This is a genomic window from Microbacterium sp. LWO13-1.2 (assembly GCF_038397725.1).
Taxonomy (GTDB): Bacteria; Actinomycetota; Actinomycetes; order Actinomycetales; family Microbacteriaceae; genus Microbacterium.
This window is the reverse complement of record NZ_CP151634.1, coordinates 2,997,958-3,023,386: the sequence shown is the minus strand read 5'-3', so window position 1 is coordinate 3,023,386 and position 25,429 is coordinate 2,997,958. Positions and strand designations below refer to the sequence as shown.

General features: G+C 67.6%; 23 protein-coding genes. 7 read left to right on the top strand and 16 right to left on the bottom strand.

Annotated elements, in window-relative coordinates; all coding sequences use genetic code 11:
• Positions 1-51: 51 nt before the first annotated feature.
• Entirely contained in the window at positions 52-357 is a 306-nt protein-coding gene (locus MRBLWO13_RS14410; protein ID WP_341974712.1) for a hypothetical protein, read from the top strand.
• A 144-nt stretch (positions 358-501) separates the two neighbouring features.
• Positions 502-1,416 carry a formate/nitrite transporter family protein gene (locus MRBLWO13_RS14405; RefSeq protein WP_341974711.1) on the top strand — a complete coding sequence of 305 codons (915 nt, stop codon included), beginning with the start codon at positions 502-504 and terminating at the stop codon, positions 1,414-1,416.
• Between the two features lie 58 nt (positions 1,417-1,474).
• Here the strand turns inward: MRBLWO13_RS14405 and MRBLWO13_RS14400 are convergent, their stop codons facing one another.
• The 4 genes from MRBLWO13_RS14400 to nirB are packed head-to-tail and all read right to left on the bottom strand — an operon-like array spanning position 1,475 to position 6,784.
• Positions 1,475-2,614: a uroporphyrinogen-III synthase gene (locus MRBLWO13_RS14400; RefSeq protein WP_341974710.1), complete on the bottom strand. Its 1,140-nt coding sequence runs from the start codon at positions 2,612-2,614 to the stop codon at positions 1,475-1,477.
• Complete coding sequence (cobA, locus tag MRBLWO13_RS14395) at positions 2,611-3,846, bottom strand: uroporphyrinogen-III C-methyltransferase (RefSeq protein ID WP_341974709.1); 1,236 nt, start codon at positions 3,844-3,846, stop codon at positions 2,611-2,613. The genes MRBLWO13_RS14400 and cobA overlap by 4 nt, the downstream gene beginning before the upstream one ends.
• A complete protein-coding gene (gene nirD, locus MRBLWO13_RS14390) occupies positions 3,843-4,205 on the bottom strand; it encodes a nitrite reductase small subunit NirD (RefSeq protein ID WP_341974708.1) in 363 nt (120 codons plus the stop codon). Before nirD ends, cobA begins: the two co-directional genes overlap by 4 nt.
• Positions 4,202-6,784, bottom strand: coding sequence for a nitrite reductase large subunit NirB (gene nirB, locus MRBLWO13_RS14385; protein WP_341974706.1), 2,583 nt, complete (start codon positions 6,782-6,784; stop codon positions 4,202-4,204). The genes nirD and nirB overlap by 4 nt, the downstream gene beginning before the upstream one ends.
• Before the next feature lie 219 nt (positions 6,785-7,003).
• On the opposite strand from nirB, the gene MRBLWO13_RS14380 reads away from it, so the two are divergent.
• Together MRBLWO13_RS14380 and MRBLWO13_RS14375 are read left to right on the top strand one after the other, a co-directional pair.
• On the top strand, positions 7,004-8,356 hold the full coding sequence (locus tag MRBLWO13_RS14380; protein WP_341974704.1) for a DUF349 domain-containing protein: 1,353 nt from the start codon (positions 7,004-7,006) through the stop codon (positions 8,354-8,356).
• A 62-nt stretch (positions 8,357-8,418) separates the two neighbouring features.
• Positions 8,419-8,958 (top strand): SAM-dependent methyltransferase, encoded by a 540-nt coding sequence (locus tag MRBLWO13_RS14375; RefSeq protein ID WP_341974702.1) that lies wholly within the window; start codon positions 8,419-8,421, stop codon positions 8,956-8,958.
• Between the two features lie 8 nt (positions 8,959-8,966).
• On the opposite strand, the gene MRBLWO13_RS14370 is transcribed toward MRBLWO13_RS14375, so the two are convergent.
• From MRBLWO13_RS14370 to MRBLWO13_RS14335, 8 genes are all read right to left on the bottom strand, one after another.
• Entirely contained in the window at positions 8,967-11,216 is a 2,250-nt protein-coding gene (locus MRBLWO13_RS14370) for a bifunctional (p)ppGpp synthetase/guanosine-3',5'-bis(diphosphate) 3'-pyrophosphohydrolase (protein ID WP_341974700.1), read from the bottom strand.
• Positions 11,217-11,285: 69 nt separating this feature from the next.
• Positions 11,286-12,275 carry a protein translocase subunit SecF gene (gene secF / locus MRBLWO13_RS14365; protein WP_341974698.1) on the bottom strand — a complete coding sequence of 330 codons (990 nt, stop codon included), beginning with the start codon at positions 12,273-12,275 and terminating at the stop codon, positions 11,286-11,288.
• Positions 12,275-14,005: a protein translocase subunit SecD gene (secD, locus tag MRBLWO13_RS14360; RefSeq protein WP_341974697.1), complete on the bottom strand. Its 1,731-nt coding sequence runs from the start codon at positions 14,003-14,005 to the stop codon at positions 12,275-12,277. The genes secF and secD overlap by 1 nt, the downstream gene beginning before the upstream one ends.
• A 64-nt stretch (positions 14,006-14,069) precedes the next feature.
• The gene (locus MRBLWO13_RS14355; protein WP_341974696.1) at positions 14,070-14,477 is read right to left on the bottom strand and encodes a preprotein translocase subunit YajC; all 408 of its coding nucleotides are present in this window, start codon (positions 14,475-14,477) and stop codon (positions 14,070-14,072) included.
• A gap of 74 nt (positions 14,478-14,551) precedes the next feature.
• Complete coding sequence (gene ruvB, locus MRBLWO13_RS14350) at positions 14,552-15,580, bottom strand: Holliday junction branch migration DNA helicase RuvB (RefSeq protein ID WP_341974694.1); 1,029 nt, start codon at positions 15,578-15,580, stop codon at positions 14,552-14,554.
• Positions 15,573-16,193, bottom strand: coding sequence for a Holliday junction branch migration protein RuvA (gene ruvA, locus MRBLWO13_RS14345; protein ID WP_341974693.1), 621 nt, complete (start codon positions 16,191-16,193; stop codon positions 15,573-15,575). The genes ruvB and ruvA overlap by 8 nt, the downstream gene beginning before the upstream one ends.
• A 9-nt stretch (positions 16,194-16,202) precedes the next feature.
• The gene (gene ruvC / locus MRBLWO13_RS14340; protein ID WP_341974691.1) at positions 16,203-16,787 is read right to left on the bottom strand and encodes a crossover junction endodeoxyribonuclease RuvC; all 585 of its coding nucleotides are present in this window, start codon (positions 16,785-16,787) and stop codon (positions 16,203-16,205) included.
• 46 nt (positions 16,788-16,833) lie between these two features.
• Positions 16,834-17,592, bottom strand: coding sequence for a YebC/PmpR family DNA-binding transcriptional regulator (locus tag MRBLWO13_RS14335; protein ID WP_341978420.1), 759 nt, complete (start codon positions 17,590-17,592; stop codon positions 16,834-16,836).
• Positions 17,593-17,717: 125 nt separating this feature from the next.
• Here MRBLWO13_RS14335 and MRBLWO13_RS14330 point away from each other — a divergent pair, with 125 nt between their 5' ends.
• Positions 17,718-19,082 (top strand): aminotransferase class V-fold PLP-dependent enzyme, encoded by a 1,365-nt coding sequence (locus MRBLWO13_RS14330; RefSeq protein ID WP_341974689.1) that lies wholly within the window; start codon positions 17,718-17,720, stop codon positions 19,080-19,082.
• Here MRBLWO13_RS14330 and pdxT read toward each other — a convergent pair.
• Entirely contained in the window at positions 19,079-19,696 is a 618-nt protein-coding gene (gene pdxT, locus MRBLWO13_RS14325; protein WP_341974687.1) for a pyridoxal 5'-phosphate synthase glutaminase subunit PdxT, read from the bottom strand. The two genes, MRBLWO13_RS14330 and pdxT, sit on opposite strands and share 4 nt — an antisense overlap.
• Entirely contained in the window at positions 19,686-20,582 is an 897-nt protein-coding gene (gene pdxS, locus MRBLWO13_RS14320) for a pyridoxal 5'-phosphate synthase lyase subunit PdxS (protein WP_341974686.1), read from the bottom strand. The genes pdxT and pdxS overlap by 11 nt, the downstream gene beginning before the upstream one ends.
• Before the next feature lie 94 nt (positions 20,583-20,676).
• On the opposite strand from pdxS, the gene MRBLWO13_RS14315 reads away from it, so the two are divergent.
• Both MRBLWO13_RS14315 and pdxY read left to right on the top strand, forming a co-directional pair.
• Positions 20,677-21,984, top strand: a complete 1,308-nt coding sequence (locus tag MRBLWO13_RS14315) for an aminotransferase class I/II-fold pyridoxal phosphate-dependent enzyme (RefSeq protein ID WP_341974685.1) — start codon at positions 20,677-20,679, stop codon at positions 21,982-21,984.
• 35 nt (positions 21,985-22,019) lie between these two features.
• Positions 22,020-22,871, top strand: coding sequence for a pyridoxal kinase PdxY (pdxY, locus tag MRBLWO13_RS14310; protein WP_341974684.1), 852 nt, complete (start codon positions 22,020-22,022; stop codon positions 22,869-22,871).
• Between the two features lie 2 nt (positions 22,872-22,873).
• Here pdxY and MRBLWO13_RS14305 read toward each other — a convergent pair whose 3' ends face one another.
• Positions 22,874-23,422 (bottom strand): HIT domain-containing protein, encoded by a 549-nt coding sequence (locus tag MRBLWO13_RS14305; RefSeq protein ID WP_341974683.1) that lies wholly within the window; start codon positions 23,420-23,422, stop codon positions 22,874-22,876.
• A complete protein-coding gene (thrS, locus tag MRBLWO13_RS14300; RefSeq protein WP_341978418.1) occupies positions 23,419-25,344 on the bottom strand; it encodes a threonine--tRNA ligase in 1,926 nt (641 codons plus the stop codon). The genes MRBLWO13_RS14305 and thrS overlap by 4 nt, the downstream gene beginning before the upstream one ends.
• Positions 25,345-25,429: the final 85 nt, after the last annotated feature.

Genomic DNA, 25,429 nt, shown 5'->3' with positions numbered 1-25,429 from the left:
GTAGGCTCGCAGGCGGCGCCCAGCGGGGGTGCAGGGAGAGGTGTGAGCGGCATGGCCGGACGTGGTTCGAAGAACGATCAGCGGGCACGCGCCGCAGCGGAACGCGCCCGTCTGTACACGGCTCGCAGCGAGTGGCACCAGGGCCAGGAACGCCGACGCGTACGGGACAACATCGTCGCCGGTGTCGCCGGCGGGCTCCTCATCGCCGGCGTGATCGCCAGCCAGGTCGTGCACGCCCAGGTCACCGCCCCCGAGCCGGAGCCCACCCAGAGCATCGCCCCGACCCCGAGCGAGACTCCGGTGGAGACACCCGCTCCGATTCCGTCCGATACTCCCGCGGAGACGCCGGCTCCGTAGCCGCAGCGACGCTCACACCGCCTCGCAGGCGTTTGTGAGCCACCCGGTGCACGGGCGTAACGTGCCTGGTCCCTCCGGGAAACGCCGCTGAGTCATGCTGACCACAGCCGAACTCGTGGCTCCCTGTCCCTCTGGAGGTCTCTCATGTCCTACGTCAAGCCCGCGGAACTCGTGACCCGCATGGTCGACGCCGGCGCCTACAAGCTGCAGATGTCGACCCGGGACACGTTGATCCGCTCATTCATGGGCGCAGCTCTCCTCACGATCGCCGCCGCGTTCGCGGTCACGGTCTCAGTCAATACCGGCCAGCCACTCCTGGGTGCGCTGCTCTTCCCCGTCGGCTTCGTGATGCTCTACCTGCTCGGATACGACCTGCTCACCGGAGTCTTCACGCTCACTCCGCTCGCGCTCCTCGACAAGCGCCCAGGGGCGACCGTGGGCGGAATGCTCCGCAACTGGGGCCTGGTCTTCCTGGGCAACTTCGGCGGCGCGTTCATGGTCGCCGTCCTCATGGCGGTGTACTTCACCTACGGGTTCTCCACCGAGCCCGGTGCCGTCGGACTCGCGATCGGCGAGATCGGCCACGGACGGACCGTCGGCTACGCCGATCACGGTGCTGCCGGAATGCTCACCCTGTTCATCCGAGGCGTGCTGTGCAACTGGCTGGTATCCACCGGCGTCGTCATGGCGATGATCTCCGACAACGTGCTCGGGAAGATCGTCGCGATGTGGATGCCGATCATGCTGTTCTTCTACATGGGCTTCGAGCATTCGATCGTGAACATGTTCCTGTTCCCGTCCGGGCTGCTCCTCGGCGCCGACTTCACGATCATGGACTACCTGATCTGGAACGAGATCCCCACCGTGGTCGGCAACCTCGTCGGCGGCCTGCTGTTCGTCGGGCTCCCGCTCTACCTGACCCACGGTCGCCCGTCGGCGCGCAGGGCTCGCGCTGCGCGGGTGGACGGCTCCGCTCCCCGGGTCCGGACGCCGAAGCAGGTCGCACCGGCGGATCGTATCGTCGAGCCGGTGAATGCGGAGCCGGCGAACGTCGGCTGATCTGACGCATGACGGTGCCCGGTGAGCGTTCGCTCACCGGGCACCGTCGCGTCTGCGGTCAGTCTTCGACGGCGAGGCGATAGCCGCGCTTGACGACGGTGCGGACCAGATCGAGATCGCCGAGAGCGTCACGCAGGCGCGCGATCGCGACCTCTACCGCGTGCGGGTTGCGCTCGGCACCGGGAAGGATCCGGCCGAGTTCCTGCCGCGAGAGAACGTTCCCGCCCGCGAGGAAGAGCGCCTCGATGAGCCGGGCCGCCGTGCGCGACAAGGGAATGAACGTCTCGTCGACCAGGATGCCGCCGCTGCGCACCTCCACGCGTCCTGCCGCCGTGTGTCGGGACGGGGCCCGACCACCGCCGAAATGACCGATGACGCATCGCGCCAACGAGCCGAGGCGCCCGCGCTCGGCGACCGTCGCGCGCAGATCGGCGTCGAGCAGGGGCTGCACCGTGATCGGTCCGACCGCCGCGAGCAGCAGGCGGCCCGTGCTCGCGCGGACTCTGATCTCGTCAAGAGCGCCGACTTCCTCGGCGACGCGCAGCCATGATGCCGCGCCCGGCGCCGAGGTGAACAGCACCGCATCCGCTTCGCCGGAGCCCGCCTGCAGCGCGGATCGCCGCACGATCTCGGGGTCGGGCGGCGGTCCCCAGCGATACACCGTGATGCTGACGACGTCGGCGCCCTCGGCGGCGAGTAGCTCATCGAGACCGTCGGCGCCCGCGCCGTGGTGCTGGATGGCGATCCGTTTGCCGGCGATACGCGAGGCGAGCAGATACTCGCCCACTTCGGCGGAGGTCTCCGATTCCGCGACCCAGTCGGCGGTGAATCCGGCCTGCTGGATCGCCCCGTGCGCCTTCGGCCCCCTCGCGACGAACTGCGCATCCGCGAGAGCGGCGTCCAGACGTGCGTCGAGGCCGTGCTCATGAGCGGCATCCATCCAGCCGCGGAAGCCCACACCCGTGGTGACGACGACGATGTCGGGAGGAGACGCCACCAGCTGCTCGGTTCGGCGCAGCAGCTCAGCATCGTCCGCGTTGGGGACGATACTCAGCGCCGGGGCGCGGTGCACCTGCGCGCCACGTCGTTCCAGCGCCGTGGCGAGGTCCACCGAGCGGCGATCCGCCGCGACGATGATGGTACAACCGGCGAGTGCGGCATCGAGCACGCGCGGCCCTGTGGCTCGCGGCTTCGTCACGCGGTGCTCTCGGCGAGCTGTCCGGTGATCGGCAGCAGCAGGCCGGCCGCGGCAACGCCGCCGAAGACGATCACGGACGGGTTCTGCACCTGCGCTGCATCCGCTTCGGCGACGACGTTCATCAGTGTGCTCCGGATCGTCCGCTGGATGGGGGTATGGCCGTTCTCCACAATAGCCACAGGCTGCTGCTCGGGGATGCCGTACGCGAGCGCTGCCGCGACGATCCGCGGCAACGCCGCGACCCCCATCAGGACGACAGTGGTGACCGAGTCATCCTTCATCGCGGCGAAGGTGGCATCGGTGACGTCGCCCTGGCCGTTCACGACATGCACGGCGGATGCCACACCCCGGTGAGTGACCGGGATTCCGGCCGACTGCGGCACGGAGATCGCACTGCTCACGCCGGGCGTCACGTCCACCGGCACTCCGGCCGTGACGCAGGCGACGACCTCCTCGCCACCGCGACCGAGGACGAAGGGATCGCCGCCCTTCAGACGGACCACCCGCTTCCCGGCTCGCGCGTGCTCGACAAGCAGGGCGTTGATCTCGTGCTGGGGCACAGGGTGGTGCCCCGGACGCTTGCCGACGTCGATCACGAGCACGCCGGGGGCCAGTTCGGAGCGCAGTTCCGCCGCCGGGCCCAGCCGATCGGCGATGACGACATCGGCTTCGGCGAGCAGTCTCCGCGCCCGCACCGTCATCAGGTCAGCGGGGCCGGGGCCACCGCCGATCAGATCGACGCGTCCGAGCAGTCCCGGCCGATGACGTCGAACGGGCAGTCGACCCGAGGTGAGCAACCCGGCGACAGCGTCGCGGACCTCGACGGAACGCCGGGGGTCGACGCCGAGCTCGCCGGTCACTCCGATCACGACGTCACCGGACGACGTCTGAGCCGTCAGCCGTGCCGAGCCGATGGTGCCGTCCGAGGCGTCGATGCAGATCACACGTCGACGCTCGCACTGAGCGGCGACGGCTCGATCGACCTTCCTGTCGCCGGTGGCGGTGTGCACGATCCAGGCGCCGGCGATGTCCCCACGGCGGAAGCGCCGCGGATACCAGGTGACGGCGTTCTCCGCGATGAGATCGCGGGTCTCGTCCGAAAGTTCCGGTGCGATGACGCGCACCCGTGCACCGTCCGCGAGGAAACGGCGCAGCCGGCGGGCCGTCACCGCACCTCCGCCGACCATCAGCACCTCGCGGCCGCGCAGCGAAAGGCCGAGCATCGTCGTCATGACCGCTCCCGTCCGATCTCCAGGTGCACGGCGCCGTCGATCACCTGGACGCCCCACACCCGCAGCTCGGCGTTCGCCTTGCCCTGGGTGTCGAGGCATTTCCCGGTGCGGAGATCGAACACCTGCTTGTGCAGGGGTGAGGCGACCGTCGGCGCCTCACCCCTGCTGCCGACGATTCCCCGCGAGATCACCTGCGCACCGCTGTACGGGTCGAGGTTGTCGACCGCATGCACCGTGCCGTCTGCCAGCAGGAAGAGCGCGACCTGGTCGCCATCGATCAGGGCAGCCCTGCCGCGCTCCACCTCGAGATCGTCGAGCGTGCAGACCCGTACCATCGTCACATCGATCACCGTGCTCATCCTCGTCTGACCTCCAATGCCGTGCCCGCGATCAGGACGCCACCGGTGCGGCGCTCCTCGGTCGTCGCCGGGCGGATCTGCCCGCGCTCGGCCACATAGGCGAGCGAGGGATCCGGGGTGTCCCCCGCATTGACGAACGAGCGGAAGCGCGCCAGCTTCGCGGGGTCGCGAAGTGTGGCCGCCCACTCGTCCTCGTAGCGGTCGACGTGCCCGGCCATCGCCTCGTCGAGATCCGCGCAGATGCCGAGACTGTCGTCGAAGATCACCGCTTTCAGGCCGTCGAGTCCGCCCTCGAGCTCTTCGCACCAGGGAGCGGTGCGCTGCAGCCGGTCGGCGGTGCGGATGTAGTACATGAAGAAGCGATCGATCGCGCGGATCAGCCCTTCGTCGTCGAGATCGGTGGCGAGCAGCTCGGCATGCCGTGGTGAGAAGCCGCCGTTGCCGCCGACGTACATGTTCCACCCGGTCTCGGTTGCGATCACCCCGACGTCCTTCGAGCGCGCCTCGGCGCATTCCCTGGCGCAGCCCGATACGCCGACCTTCAGCTTGTGCGGAGCGCGCAGTCCGCGATACCTCAGCTCCAGGCGCACGGCCATCCCCACCGAGTCCAACACACCGAACCGGCACCACGTCGAGCCGACGCACGATTTCACCGTGCGCAGCGACTTCCCGTAGGCGTGCCCGGATTCGAAGCCTGCGTCGACGAGCCGGCCCCAGATCGCCGGAAGCTGCTCGATCCGCGCACCGAACATGTCGATCCGCTGCCCGCCGGTGATCTTCGTGTACAGCGCGAAGTCCTTGGCGATCTGACCGATCACGAGCAGGCCGTCCGGGGTCACTTCGCCGCCGGGCATCCGCGGCACGACCGAGTAGGTGCCGTCCTTCTGCATGTTGGCCATCACGTGGTCGTTGGTGTCCTGAAGCGTGGCATTCTCGCCGTCGAGCACGTGGGCGCCGACGAGGACCGCGAGGATGCTGGCGATGGCCGGTTTGCAGATGTCGCAGCCCCGGCCGCGGCCGAATCGCTCGACGATCGAGCTGAAGGTCGTGAGCTGAGCGACCCGCACGGCGTCGAACAGCTGACGCCGCGACATCTCGAAGTGCTCGCACAGCGCGTTCGACACGGTCTGACCGAGCTTGGTGAGTTCCTGGCCGACGACCTTCTTCACCATCAGCACGCAGGAGCCGCAGGTGGCGCCCGCCTTCGTGCACCCCTTGACCGCTGCCGCGTCGGCGCAGCCCTCCTCGTGCACGGCCTGGCGGATGCGACCAGCCGTCACATTGGAGCAGGAGCAGACGACGGCCTCGTCGGGCAGTTCGCCGCCGGGTGCCTCGACGCCGCCCTCGGGCAGCAGATAGGCGGCCGGATCCGCGCCCAACCGGGCCCCGACGAGCGGACGCAGAGAGCCGTAGGCCGCAGCATCACCAACCAGGATGCCGCCGAGCAGCGTCTGCGCATCATCGGAGAGCACGAGCTTCTTGTAGACGCCGGCGACCGGATCGGCGTAGACGACGTCGAGCGCGTTGGGGGTGGTGGCCATCGCATCGCCGAAGCTCGCCACGTCGACACCCGAGAGCTTGAGCTTCGCCGACTCGTCGTAGCCGGGGAAAGTCGCCTCACCGCCGAGCAGCCTGGTCGCCGCGACCTCGGCCATCGCATAGCCGGGAGCGACGAGACCGACGCAGCGCCCCTCGTAGTTCGCGACCTCGCCGATCGCGAGGATGTGCGCATCGGAGGTCGAGCAGCGCTCGTCGATGACGACGCCGCCGCGCGGGTGCACGGCGAGCTCCGCGCCACGGGCGAGCTCATCGCGTGGCCGCACGCCGACCGTGAACACGACCACGTCCGCGCGATGGAAAGATCCGTCCTGGAACTCGAGCGCCGTGACCGCACCGGAGTCGTCAGGATCGAGTCGCGTGGTGCGCGCCTCGGTACGTACCGAGATACCGCGCGCCTCGAGCAGGCGGCGCAGCATGCCGGCCCCGGCGGCATCCAGCTGGTTGGACATCAGCCGGTCCGAGTACTGCACGACCGTGGCGTCGACGTCCATCCCCTGAAGGGCACCCGCAGCCTCGAGGCCGAGCAGGCCGCCGCCGATCACCGCGCCACGCAGCGGGCGCCCCAGCATCCGCTCGCGCTTCTGAACGAAGTCGCGCAGCGCCTGCACGTCGTCCAACGTCCGGTACACGAAGCATCCGGGGAGGTCGGCACCGTCCACAGCCACCCTGGCCGCGTACGACCCGGTCGCGAGCACCAGCGAGTCGTAACTCAGCGTGCGCCGGGCCCTGGTGGAGACCGTCTTCGCGGCCCGATCGATGCGCAGCACCCGGTCGTCCGGGATGAGACGGACCCGAGGATCGTCGAACACGGCGCGATCCAGGACCAGATCGTCGGCGGATGCCCCCGAGAAGAAGCCGGTCAGTCCCACCCGGTCATAGGGGTGTCGTCCTTCGTCGCCCACCACGGTGACCCGCAGTGCCGCATCGGTGCGGGTGAGCAGGCTCTCCACGAAGCGGTGCGCCACCATTCCGGCTCCGACGACCAGGATCTCCTGCTGCGTGCTCGCGGTGTCGTTCATCATCGCTCCTGTCGACCGGGATGGATATGTCGTGCTGGCGACGATAGGAGCGCGGTGTTTCCCGGACGTGACGATCTGTGTTTCACCCGTCGAACGATCTCCTCACAATCCAGTGACGGTCGTGTGAACACGCGTGCCCTGTTCGTGGAGTCGTCACGTACTAGGCTGAACCTCGTCCTTTCCGCCTCCCGCGGGCTGACCGCGCAAGGAGAATTCACTGTGTCTGCCAACGAGCCTTCGAAGCCGACTCCACCCGTTCCTGCTCCCCCGGCTGCTCCTCTGCCGCGGAAGATCCCGACACCGGCGGCCGTCGCCCCGGTGACGCCGACCGCGCCCGCGACCAGCGGCGCAGCCCAGTGGGGCAGAGTCGCGGAGGACGGCACGGTCGAAGTGCGCGAGGGCGACGAGTGGCGGGTCGTCGGACAGTACCCGGACGGCACATCCGACGAGGCTCTCGCCTACTTCGTGCGCAAGTTCGATGACATCGCGTTCAAGGTGCACACGCTCGAGCAGCGCCACAAGGCCGGCGGCGCAACCGCCAGCGACCTGGTGAAGCAGGCCGGTCACCTCCTCGACGAGGCGACGGATGCGGCCGCTGTCGGCGACCTCGCCTCGCTGCGCGAGCGCCTCAACGCTCTGACTTCCTCTCTCTCGGAGGCGACCGCTCAGGAGGCGCAGCAGGCGAAGGAACTCGTCGACCAGGCCGTGGCCGAGCGCACCGCTCTGGTCGAGCGCGCCGAGGAGATCGCCGCGCGAGACCTCACCAAGGTGCAGTGGAAGCAGGTCACCGCTGAGCTCGGCGAGCTCTTCGACACCTGGCAGGCCCAGCAGCAGAATGGCCCGCGACTGTCCAAGGGCATCTCCCAGCAGCTCTGGAAGCGTTTCCGTGATGCTCGCGCCGTGGTCGACAAGCAGCGCCGCGCGTTCTACTCGGAACTCGACGACACGCACAAGGCCGCACGCGATGTGAAGGCACGTCTCGTCGAGCGCGCAGAGGCTCTGGCCCCTCGTGGTGTCGACGGCATCCCCTCCTACCGCACGCTCCTCGACGAGTGGAAGGCAGCAGGACGGGCCGGCCGCAAGGTCGATGACGCACTGTGGGCGAAGTTCAAGGCCGCCGGCGACGCCCTCTACGCCGCGCGCAGCGAGCAGGCAGCAGCCGAGGAAGCCGAATCCGCTCCCCGGATCGAGGAGCGCGAAGCGCTTCTCGAGGAGGCGAAGGCGGTTGCCGACGAGTCGAACATCAAGCGCGCCCGCGCCCTGCTCACTCGTATCCAGCGCCAGTGGGACGACGGCGGACGGATCTTCCCGCGCGAGAAGGAACGTGCCCTCGACGACCGACTGCGCGTCATCGAGCAGGCGCTCAAGGCCCGCGAGGACGTCGACTGGAAGAAGAACAACCCGACGACCACGGCCAGGGCGAACGACATGAGTTCGCAGCTGCTCGAGGCCATCGAGAAGCTCGAGGCCGAACTGGCTGCGGCGGAGAAGGCCGGCGATAAGAAGGCGGCGAAGGCCGCGGCGGATGCCCTGGAGGCGCGTCGCGCCTGGCTGAACGCCCTCGGTTCCTGACGTTATCCACAGATCCTCTGCGGAGGATCTGAGCGCGGGGTGCGCTGCGCCACACTGGCGTGATGCACCCCGCGCTCTTCTATCTGCCCGGTGACCGGCTCGCACAGCCGGAGCTGAGTGCGGCGCGACTGGACGGCCACGTCGTCGAACTCGGAGAGGGCTACATCCCGGCGGATCTTGTCGAGGGACCCGAGGTGCGGGCTGCGGGCCTCCGCTCGCTGATCATGCCGGGCATGGCGGCGTCCGGCCCTTCCGCGGCCTGGATCCACGGAGCGGGTGACGGTCCGCCGTCGCCCCATCACGCACGACGTGCCGTCGCCAGACGCCTGCGCCCTGCTGTCAGCGCACGACTGATCTTCCATGATGTGCTTCTCGCGCCCGGTGATCTCACGCAGATCGCCGGGCTGTCGGTATCGACGCCACTGCGCACCATGATCGATCTGATCCTCGGCATCCACCGGGATCCTGCCTCGGCGACCTGGGCGGCGGCCCTCGCAGAGCTCACCCCCGGGCTCGTTGCGGCCGCCGCGCACGAGGTGCGGACTCTGCACCGGGTGCCCGGAACCCGCGCCGCCCTGACGTGGATCGAACAGCGGGAATGAAGAAGCGGCTACGAGGTGGTGACCCGGTAGACGTCGTAGACCGCATCGATCCTTCGCACCGCGTTGAGCACCCGGTCCAGATGCACGGCATCGCCCATCTCGAACACGAAACGGCTGATCGCGAGACGCTCGTCGGTCGTCGAGACGGTTGCCGAGAGGATGTTCACGTGGTGCTCGCTCAGAACACGAGTGACATCCGAGAGAAGACCGGAGCGATCCAGCGCTTCGACCTGGATGTGGACCCGGAACACGCTCTTCGTCGTCGGCGCCCAGGAGACCTCGACGAATCGATCCTGCTCCCCGCTCAGCGCCTTCACGTTGACGCAGTCGGCGCGGTGCACTGATACTCCGCTGCCGCGGGTGACGAAGCCGACGATCGGGTCGCCGGGTACCGGGGTGCAGCACTTCGCGAGCTTGACCAGGATGTCGGCGGCACCGCGGACCAGAATGCCGGAGTCGCCGCTGCGCGGCTCCCTGGTCGGTACGCTGCCCGGAAGGTCGATCGCGCCCGTGGTGGTGTCGTTGTCGGCCACGAGGGCGGTGACCTTCTCGAGCACCGATTGGGTGGAGACATGGCCTTCGCCGACGGCCGCGTACAACGCCGAGACGTCTTCGTAGCGCAGCTGGTGGGCGACCTCCGCGAAGGAGTCCTGGTTCATCAGACGCTGCAGCGGCAGATTCTGCCGGCGCATCGCCCTGGCGATGGCTTCCTTGCCCTGCTCGATCGCCTCTTCGCGACGCTCCTTGGTGAACCAGCCGCGGATCTTGTTGCGCGCACGTGTGCTGCGCACGAATCCCAGCCAGTCCTGGCTCGGTCCGGCATCGGGGTTCTTCGACGTGAAGACTTCGACGACATCGCCGCTCTTCAGCTCCGACTCCAGCGGCACCAGCCGTCCGTTGACCTTCGCGCCCATGGTGCGATGGCCGATCTCGGTGTGCACGGCATACGCGAAATCGACCGGAGTCGCGCTGGCGGGCAGGCCGACGACACGCCCCTTCGGCGTGAAGACGTAGACCTCTTTCGCCCCGATCTCGAAGCGCAGCGAATCGAGGAACTCGCCGGGATCCGCCGTCTCCGCCTGCCAGTCCGAGATGTGCGCAAGCCACGCCATGTCCGCATCGGAGGCGCGGACCTCGGTCTTGCCGCCGTTCATCCGTTCCTTGTACATCCAGTGAGCGGCGACGCCGTACTCGGCCTGGTGATGCATCTCGTTGGTGCGGATCTGGATCTCGACCGTCCGGCCACCTGGGCCGATCACCGTGGTGTGCAGCGACTGGTAGAGGTTGAACTTCGGGGTGGCGATGTAATCCTTGAACCGCCCCGGCAGAGGCGTCCAGCGGGCGTGGATCGCACCGAGCACGGCGTAGCAGTCGCGCACGGAGCCGACCAGGACCCGGATGCCGATGAGGTCGTAGATGTCGTCGAACTCGCGACCGCGCACGACCATCTTCTGGTACACCGAATACAGCTGCTTGGGCCGGCCTACGACCTTGCCGCGGATGCGCAGGTCACGAAGATCCTCGTCGATCTCCTCCACGACCTTCTGCAGGTACTGCTCTCGTTGCGGCGTGCGCTGCGCGATGAGGCTGTGGATCTCGTTGTAGATCTTCGGATGCAGAACCGCGAAGGAGAGATCCTCGAGCTCCGATTTGATGGCCTGGATGCCGAGTCGATTCGCCAGGGGCGCATAGATCTCCAGCGTCTCCTTGGCCTTCTTGGCGGCTTTCTCCGGGGGGACGAAGCCCCAGGTCCGAGCGTTGTGCAGACGGTCGGCGAGCTTGATCAGCAGCACTCTGATGTCCTTGGACATCGCCACGATCATCTTGCGGACCGTCTCGGCCTGTGCGCTCTCGCCGTACTTGACCTTGTCGAGCTTGGTGACGCCGTCGACCAGCATCGCGACCTCGTCGCCGAACTCCGCCGTCAGATCGGTGAGTGCGTAGCCGGTGTCCTCGACCGTGTCATGCAGCAGGGCAGCAGCGATCGCACGCGGACCGAGGCCGAGTTCGGCGAGGATCTGGGCCACGGCGAGCGGATGAGTGATGTACGGTTCGCCGCTCTGGCGCAGTTGCCCGGAGTGCTTGTCCTTCGCGACCGCGTAGGCCCGTTCGATGACCGAGAAGTCACCGCGCGGATGGTTCGCCCTGACCGTCCTGATCAGATTGTCGAGATCATTGATCCGCGGAGCGCGCGAGAAGATACGGGGCACGAGCCGTCGCAGACTCGAGCCCTGCGCCGACGGGTTCGCCTCCGCCATCCATCACCTCCGGGTCAGATCATCCTACGCGCGCTGGCGGGGACTCAGCCCCGCCAGCGAAAGCACTGTCTAGGCGTCGACCGTGGCACGGCTCCGCGCGTCGAGGATCCTCGCGTCGCGCTCGGCGATCTGCGGTTCCTTCTCGCGGAACAGCGAGTACAACGGGGCCGCGACGAACAGCGTCGAGTAGGTCGCGACGATGATGCCGACGAAGATCGACAGCGAGATGTCGGTGAGGGTCTCGGCCCCCAGCCAGAACGCGCCGATGAAGAGGATCGCGCCGACCGGAAGGGCCGCGACGACAGACGTGTTGATCGAGCGGATCAGCGTCTGGTTGACGGCCAGGTTCACGGACTCGCCGAACAGACGCGACGTACGCTCGCCGTCCTCCAGCGTGTTCTCGCGGATCTTGTCGAAGACCACGGTGGTGTCGTAGAGCGAGTACGCGAGGATCGTCAGGAATCCGATCACGGCGGCCGGCGAGATCTCGAAGCCTGCCAGCGCGTACACGCCCACGGTGATGACCAGCACATCGAGCAGGCCGATGATGGCCGCAGCCGACATCTTCCAGGTGCGGAAGTAGATCGCGAGGATCAGGAACGTCAGGGCGAGGAAGATCGCCAGGCCCCACAGCGACTGCTTCGTGACGTTCTCACCCCAGGCCGGGCCGATGAACGAGGAGGTGACGCTCTCGGCCTCCACCTTGTAGGCGTCGGCGAGAGCGCTCGCGACCTGCTGCGTCTCTTCCGCGCTCATCTGGTCGGTCTGCACGCGCACGTCGGCTCCGCCGACGATGACGACCTTGGTCGTGGCCTCGGGTGCCACGGAACGGACCGCATCGGTGGCGCGCGCCTGGTCGGTGCTCTCCGGAGCGACGATCGTGAACTGCGATCCGCCGGTGAACTCGATCGAGAACTGGATCGGGCGGAACACCGGCACGAGGGCCGCGCCGACGACGAGAGCGATCGCGATGATGAACCACAACCGCCGCTTGCCGACGAACGGGAAAGAGGTCTTTCCCGAGTACAGGTTGTTGCCGAACTCACTCATGGAAGCCATCAGGCGTCTCCCTCATTTCCGGAGCTCGTGGTTCTATCGCCGGCGAGGGCGTCGGCGCGTTTGCGCTCGGCGATGGTCTGCCGACGATCCGCCTCCCCGCGTGAGCGGGCGTTCTTGGCGGCGCGACCGGCGGTCGACGTGGCCACCTCGCGGTACTGCGAGCGAGTGCGGTACACAGAGCCGAGCGCCTCCGGATCGAGACCAGACAGGCGATGGCCACCTCCGAAGAAGCGGGTGCGCGCGAGCAGCTGCATCACCGGGTGCGTGAAGATCACGAAGATGAAGACGTCGATCAGGGTGGTGAGGCCGAGCGTGAACGCGAAGCCCTTCACCGTGGCATCGGCGAGGATGTACAGAACGACGGCGGCGAGGATGTTGATCGACTTCGAGATGTAGATCGTGCGCTTGGCACGCCCCCATCCGTCTTCGACCGCCGACGTGATCGACTTGCCGTCGCGGAGCTCATCACGGATGCGCTCGAAGTAGACGATGAACGAGTCGGCCGTGAATCCGATCGACACGATAAGTCCCGCGACGCCAGCGAGCGAGAGCCGGAAGCCGAGACGCCACGCGAGGATGCAGATGATCACATAGGTGAGCACGGCCATCACGGCGATCGAGGCGATGATCACGGTGCCGAGTGCTCGATAGCTGATCAGCGAGTACACCGCGACCAGCGCGAGTCCGATGAGACCGGCAATGAGACCGATCTGCAGCTGCTGGGTGCCGAGGGTCGCCGAGATCGTGTCGGAGCTCTCCACGGTGAAGCTCAGCGGCAGTGCACCGTACTTGAGCTGGTCGGCGAGCGTCTTGGAGGTCTCCAGGGTGAAACTGCCCGAGATGCTGGGGCGGCCGTCCTGGATGAGGCCGTTCATCCGCGGTGCGGAGATCACATCGCCGTCGAGCACGAAAGCGAACTGGTCACGAGGCGAGAGACCGGCGATCCGGTTCTCGTTCAGACGCTGGCTGACCTTGCCGAAGGCCTCGGTGCCCTTGTCGTCCATCGTCAACTGCACGAGCCATGCCCCGGTCTTCGGGTCACGACCGTTGGTCGCGTCCTCGATCACATCACCGGTGAGTTCGACCGGGCCGAGGAGGTACTTGAACTGCTTGGTCTCGTCGCAGGTGATCAGCGGCTGATCCTCCGGCGCATTGGCCGGGTCTCCGGTGGGGTTGGCGCAGTCGTAGGCGAGGAACTCAGCCGTCAGCTTCGGCGTGGCCCAGGCCATGTCGCTCGCGTCCGTGGGCTCCGGCGTCGGAACGGCGTTGAGCGAGGGGTCCGGTGTCGGATACGGCGTGTTCTTGCCGTCCTCGCCGACGAACTCGTTCGTGCCTGCGTTCGTGGCGATCACCGCACGGAACTCGAGCTGGGCGCTGGCCTGGATCCGGGCACGCGTCTGCTCGTCGGCCACCCCGGGGATCTGGACGACGATGTTGCGTCCGCCCTCGGTGGTGATGTCGGCCTCGGCGACACCGGCGGCGTCGACGCGCTGCCGGATGATGGATGCCGCCTGGTCCATCTGCTCCTGGGTCGGAGCCGAGCCGTCTCCGGTGGCTGCTCCCAGAACGATCTGCGTGCCGCCCTGCAGGTCGAGTGCCAGTTCAGGTGTCCAGGAGCTCTTCTGGAATCCGTACACGCCGAGCGCGTTGACACCGAAGAGGGCCGCCGTCACGAGAAGCAGGCCGAGGAGGACCCGCCACGCATGGCGGACCGGAGAGGATGAAGCCACGTGAGTTCAGCTTTCTGAGTAGCCGGTTGTGCGGTGCAAGAATTGGCCGGGCGCGGCGCCGCGACTACTTCTTGTCGTCGGAGTCGTTGTCCAGGCGGGCGCGAGTCTCTTCGACGGTCTCGACGTCCGATGCCGCTGCATCCGCGACGACGGCATCGCCATCGAGCTCGGCCTCGACGTCTTCGACGACGACGTCCTTCGGCTCGACGATCCGGAGGATCGCCTGGCTGTGCACCTCGATGACCGTTCCGGGAGCGATCTCGACCAGCGCCGGAGCATCGAGGTCCTCAGCGTCGTACGCGACGATCGTGCCGAAGATGCCGCCCTGAAGGAGCACCTTCACGCCGGGAACCGTCTTGGTGGCCTTCTCTTCCTGCTCTGCCTTCATCTGCTTCGTGCGCTTGCGCGTGTTGAAGATCATGAAGACCAGGAGGACGGCAAGAAGGCCGAAGAGGAGGAATTCCATGGGCATGGAGAAGCGCCTTTCTCAGGTGCACGCGCCAGCCTTTGGGCGCACAAGGGGTATCGGGGGGAAGTCTTCAGCGATTATAGGTCATCGAGGCGAAGCGCCCCGTCCGGGTGAGACACCCCGAGGTGCGCGTATGCCTCCGGCATCGCGATTCGCCCGCGCGGAGTCCTCCCGAGAAAACCGATCCGGACGAGGTAGGGTTCGACGACGCTTTCGACCGTCTCGCCTTCCTCGCCGACGGCGACCGCGAGCGTGCTGAGCCCGACCGGCCCCCCTCGGAAGCGACGCACCAGGGCTTCGAGCACCGCCCGGTCGAGGCGGTCCAGACCGATCGAGTCGACGTCGTAGAGCTCGAGTGCCGCACGCACGTCGCCGAGCGAGGCCGATGCGCCTTTGCCGTGCACGAGGGCGTAGTCGCGCACGCGGCGCAGCAGGCGATTGGCGATGCGGGGCGTTCCGCGCGAGCGACGGGCGATCTCGGACAGCGAATCCGACGGCAGATCGACCCCGAGCACGAGCGCCGAGCGCGCGATCACCCGCTCGAGCTCCGACTCGTCGTAGAACTCGAGGTGGCCGGTGAAACCGAAACGGTCACGCAACGGGTTCGGCAGCAGACCGGACCGCGTGGTCGCACCGACGAGGGTGAACGGCGACAGCTCCAGGGGGATGCTGGTCGCCCCGGCGCCCTTTCCGACCATGATGTCGATACGGAAGTCCTCCATCGCGAGATAGAGCATCTCTTCGGCGGAGCGGGCCATCCGATGGATCTCGTCGATGAAGAGAACCTCGCCCGGGATCAGGCTGGACAGCAGCGCGGCAAGATCACCTGCGTGCTGGATCGCCGGGCCGCTGGAGAGCCGCAACGGTCGCTGGCTCTCATGCGCGACGATCATCGCGAGCGTGGTCTTCCCGAGACCGGGCGGGCCCGCGAGCAGGATGTGATCGGCCGTGCGGTTCTGGATGCGCGCGGCCTCGAGCAGCAGTTCGAGCTGGCCGCGCACCTTCTGCTGTCCGACGAATTCACTGAGGCTGGTCGGGCGCAGAGCGCCTTCGATCGCGAGCTCGACGTCGTCGACCGGCTCCGCGGCCTCGCGGCCGTCAGCCACGCGTCTGACCGCCCTGTGCGGGCCCGAGCAGCGCCAGCGTGCGTCGGAGCAGAGCCGCGACAGAGCCGCGCTCGGCATCCGTGGAGTCTGCGGCCGTCTGCGCTGCCGCCTCGGCGGCCACTCTCTCCGACCAGCCGAGGCCGACAAGAGCCGCAGCCACCTGGGTGACCACGTCTGCACCTGCGGCGGCAGCCGGCTTCGAGGTGAATCCCACCGCTCTCACCTTGCCCGCGAGCTGCAGCACGATGAGCTTCGCCGTCTTCGGCCCGATGCCGGAGACACGGCGGAACGGGGCGTCGTCTTCGGCGGTCACCGCCTCGGCGATCTGGTCGACGGTGAGGTGGGAGAGCACGCCGAGTGCCGATTTCGGTCCGACGCCGGTGACGCTGATGAGGAGTCCGAAGACCTCGAGTTCGCTCCGGTCGGCGAATCCGAAAAGCGACAGCGCATCCTCGCGGACGATGAGGCTGGTGTGCAGGAGAAGTCGCTCCCCGACCGTCGCGGTGTGCGCGACATCGCCGGGCACGGCGACGGCGAATCCGACGCCACCGACATCGAGGACGACCTGATCGGGCGTCGTGTGCAGGACGACACCGTGCAGCGAGGAGATCATTGCTTCAGCCTATGGCGCGGATCGTAGATATGTTCGAGCGACACGCTCCGCGTCGGCCCAGGCGCGCTGCGCAGGCGTGAGCACCCCCTGCGTCGAGCCGGCACCGCTCCCCCGCCGCCAGGCGTGGCAGAGGGCGATCGCCAGGGCATCGGCGGCGTCAGCAGGCTGCGGTGGGGCATCGAGACGAAGGATGCGGGCGATCATCGACTGCACCTGTCGCTTGTCGGCGGAGCCGTAGCCGGTCACAGCGGCCTTGACCTCGCTCGGCGTGTGCGTGGCGGCGGGGAGACCCGCTTCGGCGGCGAGGAGGAGCGCCACGCCGCTCGCCTGCGCCGTGCCCATCACGGTGTGGCTGTTCTGCTGCGCGAAGACGCGCTCCACCGCCACCGCATCCGGCTCATGCGCTGCGATGACCTCGCGGATGCCGGCCGCGATGATCGCGAGACGCTCACCGATCGGCGCATCCGGCGAGGAGCGGATCACGCCGACGTGCACGAGCGTGCCGCGGCGCGCCGGGTCGACGTCGACGACGCCGACACCGCACCGGGTGAGGCCGGGGTCGATGCCGAGCACCCGCAGCGAGGAGGAGGTCACTCCCCCAGGCTAGGTGCGACGGCGGACATCGAGCGTGCGGCTCGCCTTACTCGTCGTTCTCGAGCTCGGCCTGCACCTCGGCGGTCAGATCGAAATTGCTGAACACGTTCTGCACGTCGTCGCTGTCTTCGAGGGCGTCGATGAGCCGGAAGATCTTGCGCGCGGTGTCGGCGTCGACCTCGACCTTGAGGTTCGGCACGAACTCGACATCGGCCGATTCGTACTCGATGCCCGCGTCCTGCAGCGCGGTGCGCACCGCGACCAGGTCGGATGCCTCGGTGATGACGGCGAAGCCGTCGCCGTGCGGCTCGACTTCCTCGGCACCCGCCTCGAGGACCGCCATCATGATGTCGTCTTCCGTGGTGCCCTCGGAGCCGACCACGATGACGCCCTTGCGGGTGAAGTTGTACGCGACGCTGCCGGGGTCGGCGAGATTGCCGCCGTTGCGGCTGAGTGCGGTGCGCACCTCGGCGGCGGCACGGTTCTTGTTGTCGGTCAGACACTCGATCATGAGGGCGACGCCGTTCGGCCCGTAGCCCTCGTACATGATCGACAGATACTCGACGGATTCGCCGCCGATTCCGGCACCGCGCTTGACTGCACGGTCGATGTTGTCCTTCGGGACGGAGGTCTTCTTCGCCTTGAGGATGGCGTCGAACAGCGTCGGGTTGCCCTGAAGATCGGCACCGCCCAGCTTCGCCGCGACTTCGATGTTCTTGATGAGCTTGGCCCACGACTTCGCACGGCGAGAGTCGATGATCGCCTTCTTGTGCTTGGTCGTCGCCCACTTGGAATGCCCGGACATAGTTCTCCGCTCGTCGTCACGCCCGGGAGCAGTGCCCAGGGCGTCGTCCATTCTAACGAACCCGTCCGCCCGCCTCGCATGGATCGGTCTTGTCGGGCCGTTCGCCCGGTGGAAGACTTGCGCCCATGGATGAACGAGAGCGTGCTCTCGATGCCGCCCACGATCGCGCGACGGAGTTCTTCCGCACGCTCGATGACAGGCCCGTCTGGCCGCGCGCGAGCCTCGACGACATGCTGGAGGCGTTCGGCGGCCCCTTGGCAGCGCAGGGCGCCGACCCTGCTGCGGTGATCGAGGAGATCGCTCGACGCGCCGACCCGGGACTGGTCGCGATTCCCGGTGGGCGCTTCTTCGGTTTCGTGATCGGATCGACCCTTCCGGCTGCTCTTGCGGCCGACTGGCTCGTGTCGGCGTGGGATCAGAATTCCGGCTCGTCCACGCTGACGCCGGCGACCGTCGCGATGGAGCGCGTCGCCGGACAGTGGATGCTCGCTCTCTTCGGACTTCCGGAATCGGCCAGCGTCGGGTTCGTGACCGGCGGACAGGTGGCCAACTTCACCGGCCTCGCGGCTGCGCGCAACGAAGTCCTGCGTCGCGCAGGGTGGGACCTCGCCGAGGACGGTCTGCGCTCCGCCCCACCGTTGCGCTTCGTCGTCGGGGCCCATCGACATGGCTCGGTGGACCGCGCGGCACGCTTCCTCGGGATCGGACGCGCCGAGATGATCGTCGTCGATTCCGACGCCCAAGGCCGAATGCGGGCGGATGCGCTGGAGCGGATGCTCCACGGCGGCGAGGGTCCGCTGATCGTCTGCCTGCAGGCGGGCGAGGTGCACACCGGCGCGTTCGATGACTTCGCGACCCTGATCCCGATCGCGCGGGACCATGGCGCATGGGTGCACGTCGACGGCGCTTTCGGGCTCTGGGCAGCGGCATCCCCGTCTCTTCGATCGCTGACTGCCGGTATCGAACAGGCGGACTCCTGGGCGACGGATGCGCACAAGACGCTCAACGTCCCCTATGACTGCGGCATGGCGATCGTCCGCGATCCGGCCCACTCGATCGCCGCGTTCCGTACCGGCGGCGACTACCTGATCTACTCCGGGTTGGATCCGTGGGACGTCACGCCGGAGCTCTCGCGCCGCGCCCGCGGGGTACCCGCCTGGGCGGCGATGCGCAGCCTCGGTCGCACGGGAATCGCAGAGCTCATCGAAAGGCTGCACGCCAACGCCGTGTCGATGGCCGCCGGCCTCGCGGCCATCGAGGGCGTGGAGGTGCGCAACGACGTCGACTACACGCAGGTGATGTTCGGCCTCGGATCGGATGAGGCGACCCGTGATCTGGGCGCGGCGATTCTCCGCGACGGCACGGCGGTCGTCACCGGTGCGGAATGGCGCGGACGCGCGGCGCTGCGCTGCTCGATGTCATCGTGGGTGACCACCGCAGAGGACGTCGATCGCACCGTCGCCGCGATCCGCAGGCTCGTGACGGACTAGGCGGCCGCGCGAACGCGTGCGAGGAACCGCTCATGGAAACGGGTCTCGCCGGTGATCTCCGGGTGAAAGCTGATGCCGAGCAGGTTTCCCTGTTCGACCGCGACCACCCGGCCGTCGTCGAGACTCGCCAGAACCGAGGCGGCGTCGCCGACGGCTTCGACGACCGGACCCCGGATGAACGCGGCTCGCACCGGCTCCGCGCCCAGCGCAGGAACGTCGAGCTGAGCCTCGAACGACTCCGTCTGCCGCCCGAACGCGTTCCGGCGCACGGTGACGTCCAGTCCCCCGAAGGATTCCTGACCGTCGATCGCGTCGACGAGTCGATCGGCGAGCATGATGAGCCCGGCGCAGGTGCCGAGCATCGGCATCCCCTCCGCGATCGCAGCGCGGATCGGCTCCTGCATCCCGAAGATCCGGGAGAGCTTGTCGATGACGCTCGATTCCCCGCCGGGGATCACGAGGCCGTCGACGAGCGCGAGTTCTTCGGGTCGGCGAACCAGACGCACCTCGGCACCGAGCCGGGTGAGCAGGGTGGCGTGCTCGCGCACGTCACCCTGCAATGCCAGAACGCCGGCCCTCAGGCCTTTCGACGCGCTCAGCGGGTCACCAGCCACGCTCGGACAGGCGGTGCGGCGCCGGGAGATCGGTCACGTTGATGCCGACCATCGCCTCACCGAGTCCACGGGAGACCTCGGCGACGATCTTGGCGTCGTCGAAGAACGTCGTGGCCTTGACGATCGCCTTCGCCCGCTCCGCGGGGTTACCCGACTTGAAGATGCCGGAACCGACGAACACGCCGTCCGCGCCCAGCTGCATCATCATCGCGGCATCCGCCGGGGTGGCGACTCCGCCGGCGACGAACAGGACGACGGGGAGCTTGCCGGTCTCGGCGATCTCGGCGACGAGCTCGTACGGCGCCTGCAGTTCCTTGGCCGCGACGAACAGTTCGTCCTTCGTCATCGAGCGGAGCACGTTGATCTCGCTCTTGATCTTGCGGATGTGCTTCGTGGCCTCGGAGACGTCACCGGTGCCGGCCTCGCCCTTCGAACGGATCATCGCCGCGCCCTCGTTGATGCGACGCAGCGCCTCGCCCAGGTTGGTGGCACCGCAGACGAAAGGCACGGTGAAGCCGAACTTGTCGATGTGGTTGACGTAGTCGGCCGGCGACAGCACCTCGGACTCGTCGATGTAGTCGACACCGAGCTCCTGCAGCACCTGCGCCTCGACGAAGTGTCCGATGCGGGCCTTGGCCATCACCGGGATGGAGACCGAGGCGATGATGCTGTCGATCATGTCGGGGTCGCTCATCCGCGAGACGCCGCCCTGGGCGCGGATGTCTGCGGGCACACGCTCGAGGGCCATGACGGCGACAGCGCCGGCATCCTCGGCGATCTTGGCCTGATCCGCGGTGACGACGTCCATGATGACGCCGCCCTTGAGCATCTCTGCAAGGCCGCGCTTCACGCGTGCGGAACCGGTGGTGGGGGCAGTGTCAGTCATTGCGGTCCTCTCGGGTGAACCAATGATGGTGTTTGATCTATGTCAAAAGATAGCACCGGTCCGGACAATCTAGAATCGGATGACGAGGGGTGACATGAACCACGAGATCACAGGCTCGACTGCGGCCGATATCGCCGCCAGCGTGCGCGGGCTCAGGGAGCGCGGGGCGCTGCGTCCGGGGAGCCCGCTGCCGCCGGTTCGGGAGCTCGCCGCCACGCTCGGAGTCAATCGCAACACCGCCGTCGCCGCGTATCGACAGCTGGCGCAAGCCGGGCTGGTCATCTCGCGCGGACGCGCAGGCACCGTGATCGCCGGCGTCGACGCCGTCGCCCAGGAGGGCTACGCCGCGGACAACGTGCTGCGCGATGTCGGCACCGGCAACCCGGATGCCCGGCTCATCCCCGATCCCTCCCCCGCCCTGGCCACCGTCACCGGCCGCCCCGTGCTCTACGGTGAACCGGTCATCGACGGCGCGCTCGAGACGTGGGCGCGGAACTGGGTGGCGTCCGACCTCGGCGAGTCCGACTTCCGCATCACGATCACCAGCGGGGCGGTGGATGCCGTCGAACGACTTCTCGCGCAGGCGTTGATGCGCGACGACGCCGTGGCACTGGAGGATCCCTGCTTCCTGGCCAGCATCCACACCGTGCGCCTCGGCGGCTACCGGGCGATCGCCGTGCCGGTGGACGATGAGGGGATGACGGTCGACGGTCTGCGCGCGGCACTGGATGCCGGAATCCGTGCGGTGATCTGCACGCCACGCGCGCAGAATCCGACCGGGGCGAGCATGTCCGCGCAGCGTGCGGCCGACCTGCGCGCCGTGCTGGCGGATCACCCCTACGTCCTGATCATCGAGGACGATCATTTCTCGATGCTGTCGCAGCGCCCGCATGAATCCTTGATCGGCCCCGGTCACCGTCGATATGCACTGGTGCGGTCGGTATCGAAGTTCCTCGGCCCCGACATGTGCCTCGCCGTCGCCGCGACCGACCCCGAGACGGCCGAACGGCTGGCCATGCGGCTGAGCCCCGGCACCACGTGGGTGAGTCATCTGCTGCAGCGGCTGACTCTGGCTCAGGTGACCGATCCGGAGGTGATGGCCCGCATCGCCGTTGCCGGACGCCACTACGCCGAGCGCAACGAAGCATTCGCGGCGCGGCTGCGTGAGCTCGGCCTCCGCGTCCCGTCGACGGACGGGCTGAGTCTCTGGGTGGAGCTTCCCCAGCCGGCCCGGCTCGTGTCGGAACGGCTGATGCGCCGTGGGTGGCTGGTGCGCACCGGCGACGACTTCGCTCTCGACGACCGGGCAGAACCGTCTCACCATATTCGTCTGACCGTGCATGACCTGTCGGACGACGACACGGCCACGCTCGTGTCCGATCTGGCAGCGGCGATCCGCTGACGTCATCCGGCACCGTCTGATGGCAGGATCGAAGGATGAAGATCCTCTCCATCCAGTCGGCCGTCGCCTACGGCCACGTCGGCAACTCGGCCGCGGTCTTCCCGCTGCAGCGCATCGGCGTGGAGGTGCTGCCGGTCTACACGGTGAACTTCTCGAACCACACCGGCTACGGCGCCTGGCGGGGTCCTCTGATCGCGCCGGATGACGTTCGTGAGGTCATCACCGGCATCGAGGAGCGCGGCGTCTTCGGCGAGATCGATGCGGTGCTTTCCGGGTATCAGGGCGGCGAGGGCATCGGAGACGTGATCATCGACGCCGTGTCTCGCGTGAAGTCCGCGAATCCGAAGGCCGTCTACGCGTGCGATCCGGTGATGGGGAACGCGAAGTCGGGGTGCTTCGTGGCACCGGCGATCCCCGTTCTGCTCCGTGAGCGCGTCGTGCCGGTCGCCGACATCATCACGCCGAACCAGTTCGAACTCGGCTTCCTCACCGGCACCGAGCCGGACACGCTCGAATCCACCCTTGCCTCGGTGGACGTCGCGCGGGCGATGGGGCCGCGGACCGTCCTCGTGACGAGCGTCGAGCGTCCCGATCGAGAAGAGGGCACCATCGAGATGCTCGCGGTCGACGATGAGGGCGCCTGGATCGTGCAGACACCGCATCTGCCGATGAAGGCGAATGGGTCAGGTGACGTCACCGCAGCGCTGTTCACAGCGCACTACGTGCAGACCGGCAGTGCCCAGACAGCGCTTGAGCGCACGGCATCCAGCGTCTACGATCTGCTCAAGGCGACCCTCGAATCCGGCGAACGGGAACTCCAGCTCATCGAAGCGCAGGAGTTCTACGCGAACCCGCAGATGCAGTTCACCGCCCGCCAGGTGCGCTGAGGCTACTGCGGCCAGGCCGCAGCCACCGCGTGCCGCACTTCGCCGAGCAGCTGGGGCAGCGCCTTGGTCTTCGCGATGATCGGGAAGAAATTGGCATCGGATGTCCACCGCGGCACCACGTGCTGGTGCAGATGACCGTCGACTCCGGCGCCGGCGACCGCGCCCTGATTCATGCCGAGGTTGAATCCATCGCAACGCGAGACCTCGCGGAGGACCCGCATCGCCGTCTGCGTCAGCGCGCCAATCTCGGCGACCTCTTCCGCCGTGGCCTGGTCGTACGTCGCGATGTGCCGGTACGGGCACACCAGCAGATGACCTGAGTTGTACGGGAAGAGGTTCAGCAGCACGTACGCCGTCTCTCCGCGGGCCACGATGAGCCGGTCGACATCGTCGTGCTTCGGGGCCTCGCAGAACGGGCACTCCTCGCGCAACGGCTCGGGCCCCGCCTGGATGTACGCCATCCGGTGCGGGGTCCACAGCCGCTGGAACTCGTCCGGGACACCGGCGAGGTGCCCGGACGCCTCCAGCGGCTGCTCCGGCGTATCTGTCACGCCAGATCCCCTACTGTCTGCACGAGCGTGTGCGCGTCGATGGCGGCACGGATGCGAGCCACGGCGTCCGCGATGGGCACGCCGTTCTCCTGGGTGCCGTCACGGTAGCGGAACGAGACGGTCCCCGCGTTCCGGTCCTGCTCCCCCGCGATCAGCAGCAGCGGGACCTTGCCGGTGGTGTGCGTGCGGATCTTCTTCTGCATCCGGTCGTCGGAGACGTCGAGTTCCGCACGGACGCCGTGGGATCGCAGGGTATCGATGACCTCGCCGAGGTAGTCGGCGTAGTCGTCTGCGATCGGGATGCCGACCACCTGCAGCGGCGAGAGCCACACCGGGAAGTCACCGGCGTAGTGCTCGAGCAGGATGGCGAAGAATCGCTCGATCGAGCCGAACAGCGCACGGTGGATCATGATCGGGCGCTTCCTCTGCCCGTCCTTGTCCATGAACTCGAGGTCGAAGCGCTCCGGCAGGTTCGGGTCGACCTGAACCGTCGAGAGCTGCCACACACGACCGATGGCGTCGCGCGTCTTCAGGTCGATCTTCGGGCCGTAGAAGGCGGCCTCACCGGGAACTTCTGTCAGCTTCAGCCCGGATGCCACGGCGACGCGTCGCAGTGCATCCGTCGAGCTCTCCCAGAACTCGTCGGAGCCGATCCACTTCGACTTCTCGTCGTCCTTCATGGACAGCTCGAGCTCGAAATCGGTGAGGCCGAAGTCGCGCAGCATCGAGAGGATGAACTCGAGAACCTTGGCGACCTCGTCCTCCAGCTGATCCGGGGTGACGAAGAGGTGCGAGTCGTCCTGGGTGAAACCGCGCACGCGGGTCAGACCGTGCAGCGCCCCGGAGAGCTCGTTGCGGTAGACGGTGCCGTTCTCCGCGAAACGCAGGGGCAGGTCACGGTAGCTGCGCGCGCGCTCCTTGTAGATCAGGATGTGCATCGGGCAGTTCATCGGCTTCAGGTAGTAGTCCTGGCCCTGCTTGGTGATCTCACCGTTCTCGTCGCGTTCCTCGTCCATGACGATCGGCGGGAACATGCCCTCCTTGTACGTGACGAGGTGGTTCGAGGTCAGGAAGAGGTCTTCCTTCGAGATGTGCGGCGTGTAGACGTAGGTGTAGCCGCCCTCGATGTGGCGCTTCCGTGCGTGCTGCTCCATCTCGCCGCGGATCATGCCGCCACGCGGATGCCAGACGCTCAGGCCGGAACCGATCTCCTCGGGGAAGGAGAACAGGTCGAGTTCCTTGCCCAGGCGACGGTGATCGCGCTTGGCGGCCTCCTCCAGCCGGTGCTGGTAGGCGCGCAGCTCGTCCTTCGACGGCCAGGCCGTGCCGTAGATGCGCTGCAGCTGCGGGTTCTTCTCGCTGCCGCGCCAGTAGGCGGCGGCGATGCGGGTGAGGTCCCAACCGTTGCCGATCATGCGGGTGTTCGGCAGGTGCGGGCCGCGGCAGAGATCCTTCCAGACGACCTCGCCATCGCGGGTGGTGTTGTCGTAGATCGTGAGTTCGCCCTCGCCGACCTCGACGGAGGCGCCTTCTGCCGCTTCCTTACCGCCCTTGAGTCCGATCAACTCGAGCTTGAAGGGCTCATCGGCGAGTTCCGCGCGGGCCTCGTCGTCCGTGACGACGCGACGGACGAACCGCTGTCCCTCGCGGACGATGCGCTGCATCTCCTTGGTGACGGCCTTGAGATCTTCCGGGGTGAACGGATGCTCGACGCCGAAGTCGTAGTAGAAGCCGTCGGTGATGGGCGGGCCGATGCCGAGATTCGCCTGCGGGTTGATCCGCTGCACCGCCTGCGCGAGCACGTGCGCCGCCGAGTGACGGAGGATGTTCAGTCCGTCTGGGCTGTCGATCGTGACCGGCTCGACTTCGTCGCCGTCGGTCAGTGTCGTCGCGAGGTCCTTGAGAGTGCCGTTGACGCGCATGGCGACGACGGATCGATCAGAGAACAGGGCGAAGCCGTCTTTCGGCTGGGCATCTTCAGGCACAGAGAATCTCCATCTAGAGGGT

What these genes read in the sequence shown, in the direction of transcription:
- MRBLWO13_RS14410 (WP_341974712.1), top strand. Translation starts at nt 52, where the DNA reads ATGGCCGGACGTGGTTCGAAGAACGATCAGCGGGCACGCGCCGCAGCG.
- thrS (WP_341978418.1), bottom strand. Translation starts at nt 25,344, where the DNA reads ATGCGCGTCAACGGCACTCTCAAGGACCTCGCGACGACACTGACCGAC.
- MRBLWO13_RS14375 (WP_341974702.1), top strand. Translation starts at nt 8,419, where the DNA reads ATGCACCCCGCGCTCTTCTATCTGCCCGGTGACCGGCTCGCACAGCCG.
- pdxS (WP_341974686.1), bottom strand. Translation starts at nt 20,582, where the DNA reads ATGACTGACACTGCCCCCACCACCGGTTCCGCACGCGTGAAGCGCGGC.
- nirB (WP_341974706.1), bottom strand. Translation starts at nt 6,784, where the DNA reads ATGAACGACACCGCGAGCACGCAGCAGGAGATCCTGGTCGTCGGAGCC.
- MRBLWO13_RS14330 (WP_341974689.1), top strand. Translation starts at nt 17,718, where the DNA reads ATGGATGAACGAGAGCGTGCTCTCGATGCCGCCCACGATCGCGCGACG.
- secF (WP_341974698.1), bottom strand. Translation starts at nt 12,275, where the DNA reads ATGGCTTCCATGAGTGAGTTCGGCAACAACCTGTACTCGGGAAAGACC.
- MRBLWO13_RS14355 (WP_341974696.1), bottom strand. Translation starts at nt 14,477, where the DNA reads ATGCCCATGGAATTCCTCCTCTTCGGCCTTCTTGCCGTCCTCCTGGTC.
- nirD (WP_341974708.1), bottom strand. Translation starts at nt 4,205, where the DNA reads ATGAGCACGGTGATCGATGTGACGATGGTACGGGTCTGCACGCTCGAC.
- pdxY (WP_341974684.1), top strand. Translation starts at nt 22,020, where the DNA reads ATGAAGATCCTCTCCATCCAGTCGGCCGTCGCCTACGGCCACGTCGGC.
- MRBLWO13_RS14370 (WP_341974700.1), bottom strand. Translation starts at nt 11,216, where the DNA reads ATGGCGGAGGCGAACCCGTCGGCGCAGGGCTCGAGTCTGCGACGGCTC.
- MRBLWO13_RS14405 (WP_341974711.1), top strand. Translation starts at nt 502, where the DNA reads ATGTCCTACGTCAAGCCCGCGGAACTCGTGACCCGCATGGTCGACGCC.
- cobA (WP_341974709.1), bottom strand. Translation starts at nt 3,846, where the DNA reads ATGACGACGATGCTCGGCCTTTCGCTGCGCGGCCGCGAGGTGCTGATG.
- MRBLWO13_RS14335 (WP_341978420.1), bottom strand. Translation starts at nt 17,592, where the DNA reads ATGTCCGGGCATTCCAAGTGGGCGACGACCAAGCACAAGAAGGCGATC.
- ruvA (WP_341974693.1), bottom strand. Translation starts at nt 16,193, where the DNA reads ATGATCTCCTCGCTGCACGGTGTCGTCCTGCACACGACGCCCGATCAG.
- MRBLWO13_RS14315 (WP_341974685.1), top strand. Translation starts at nt 20,677, where the DNA reads ATGAACCACGAGATCACAGGCTCGACTGCGGCCGATATCGCCGCCAGC.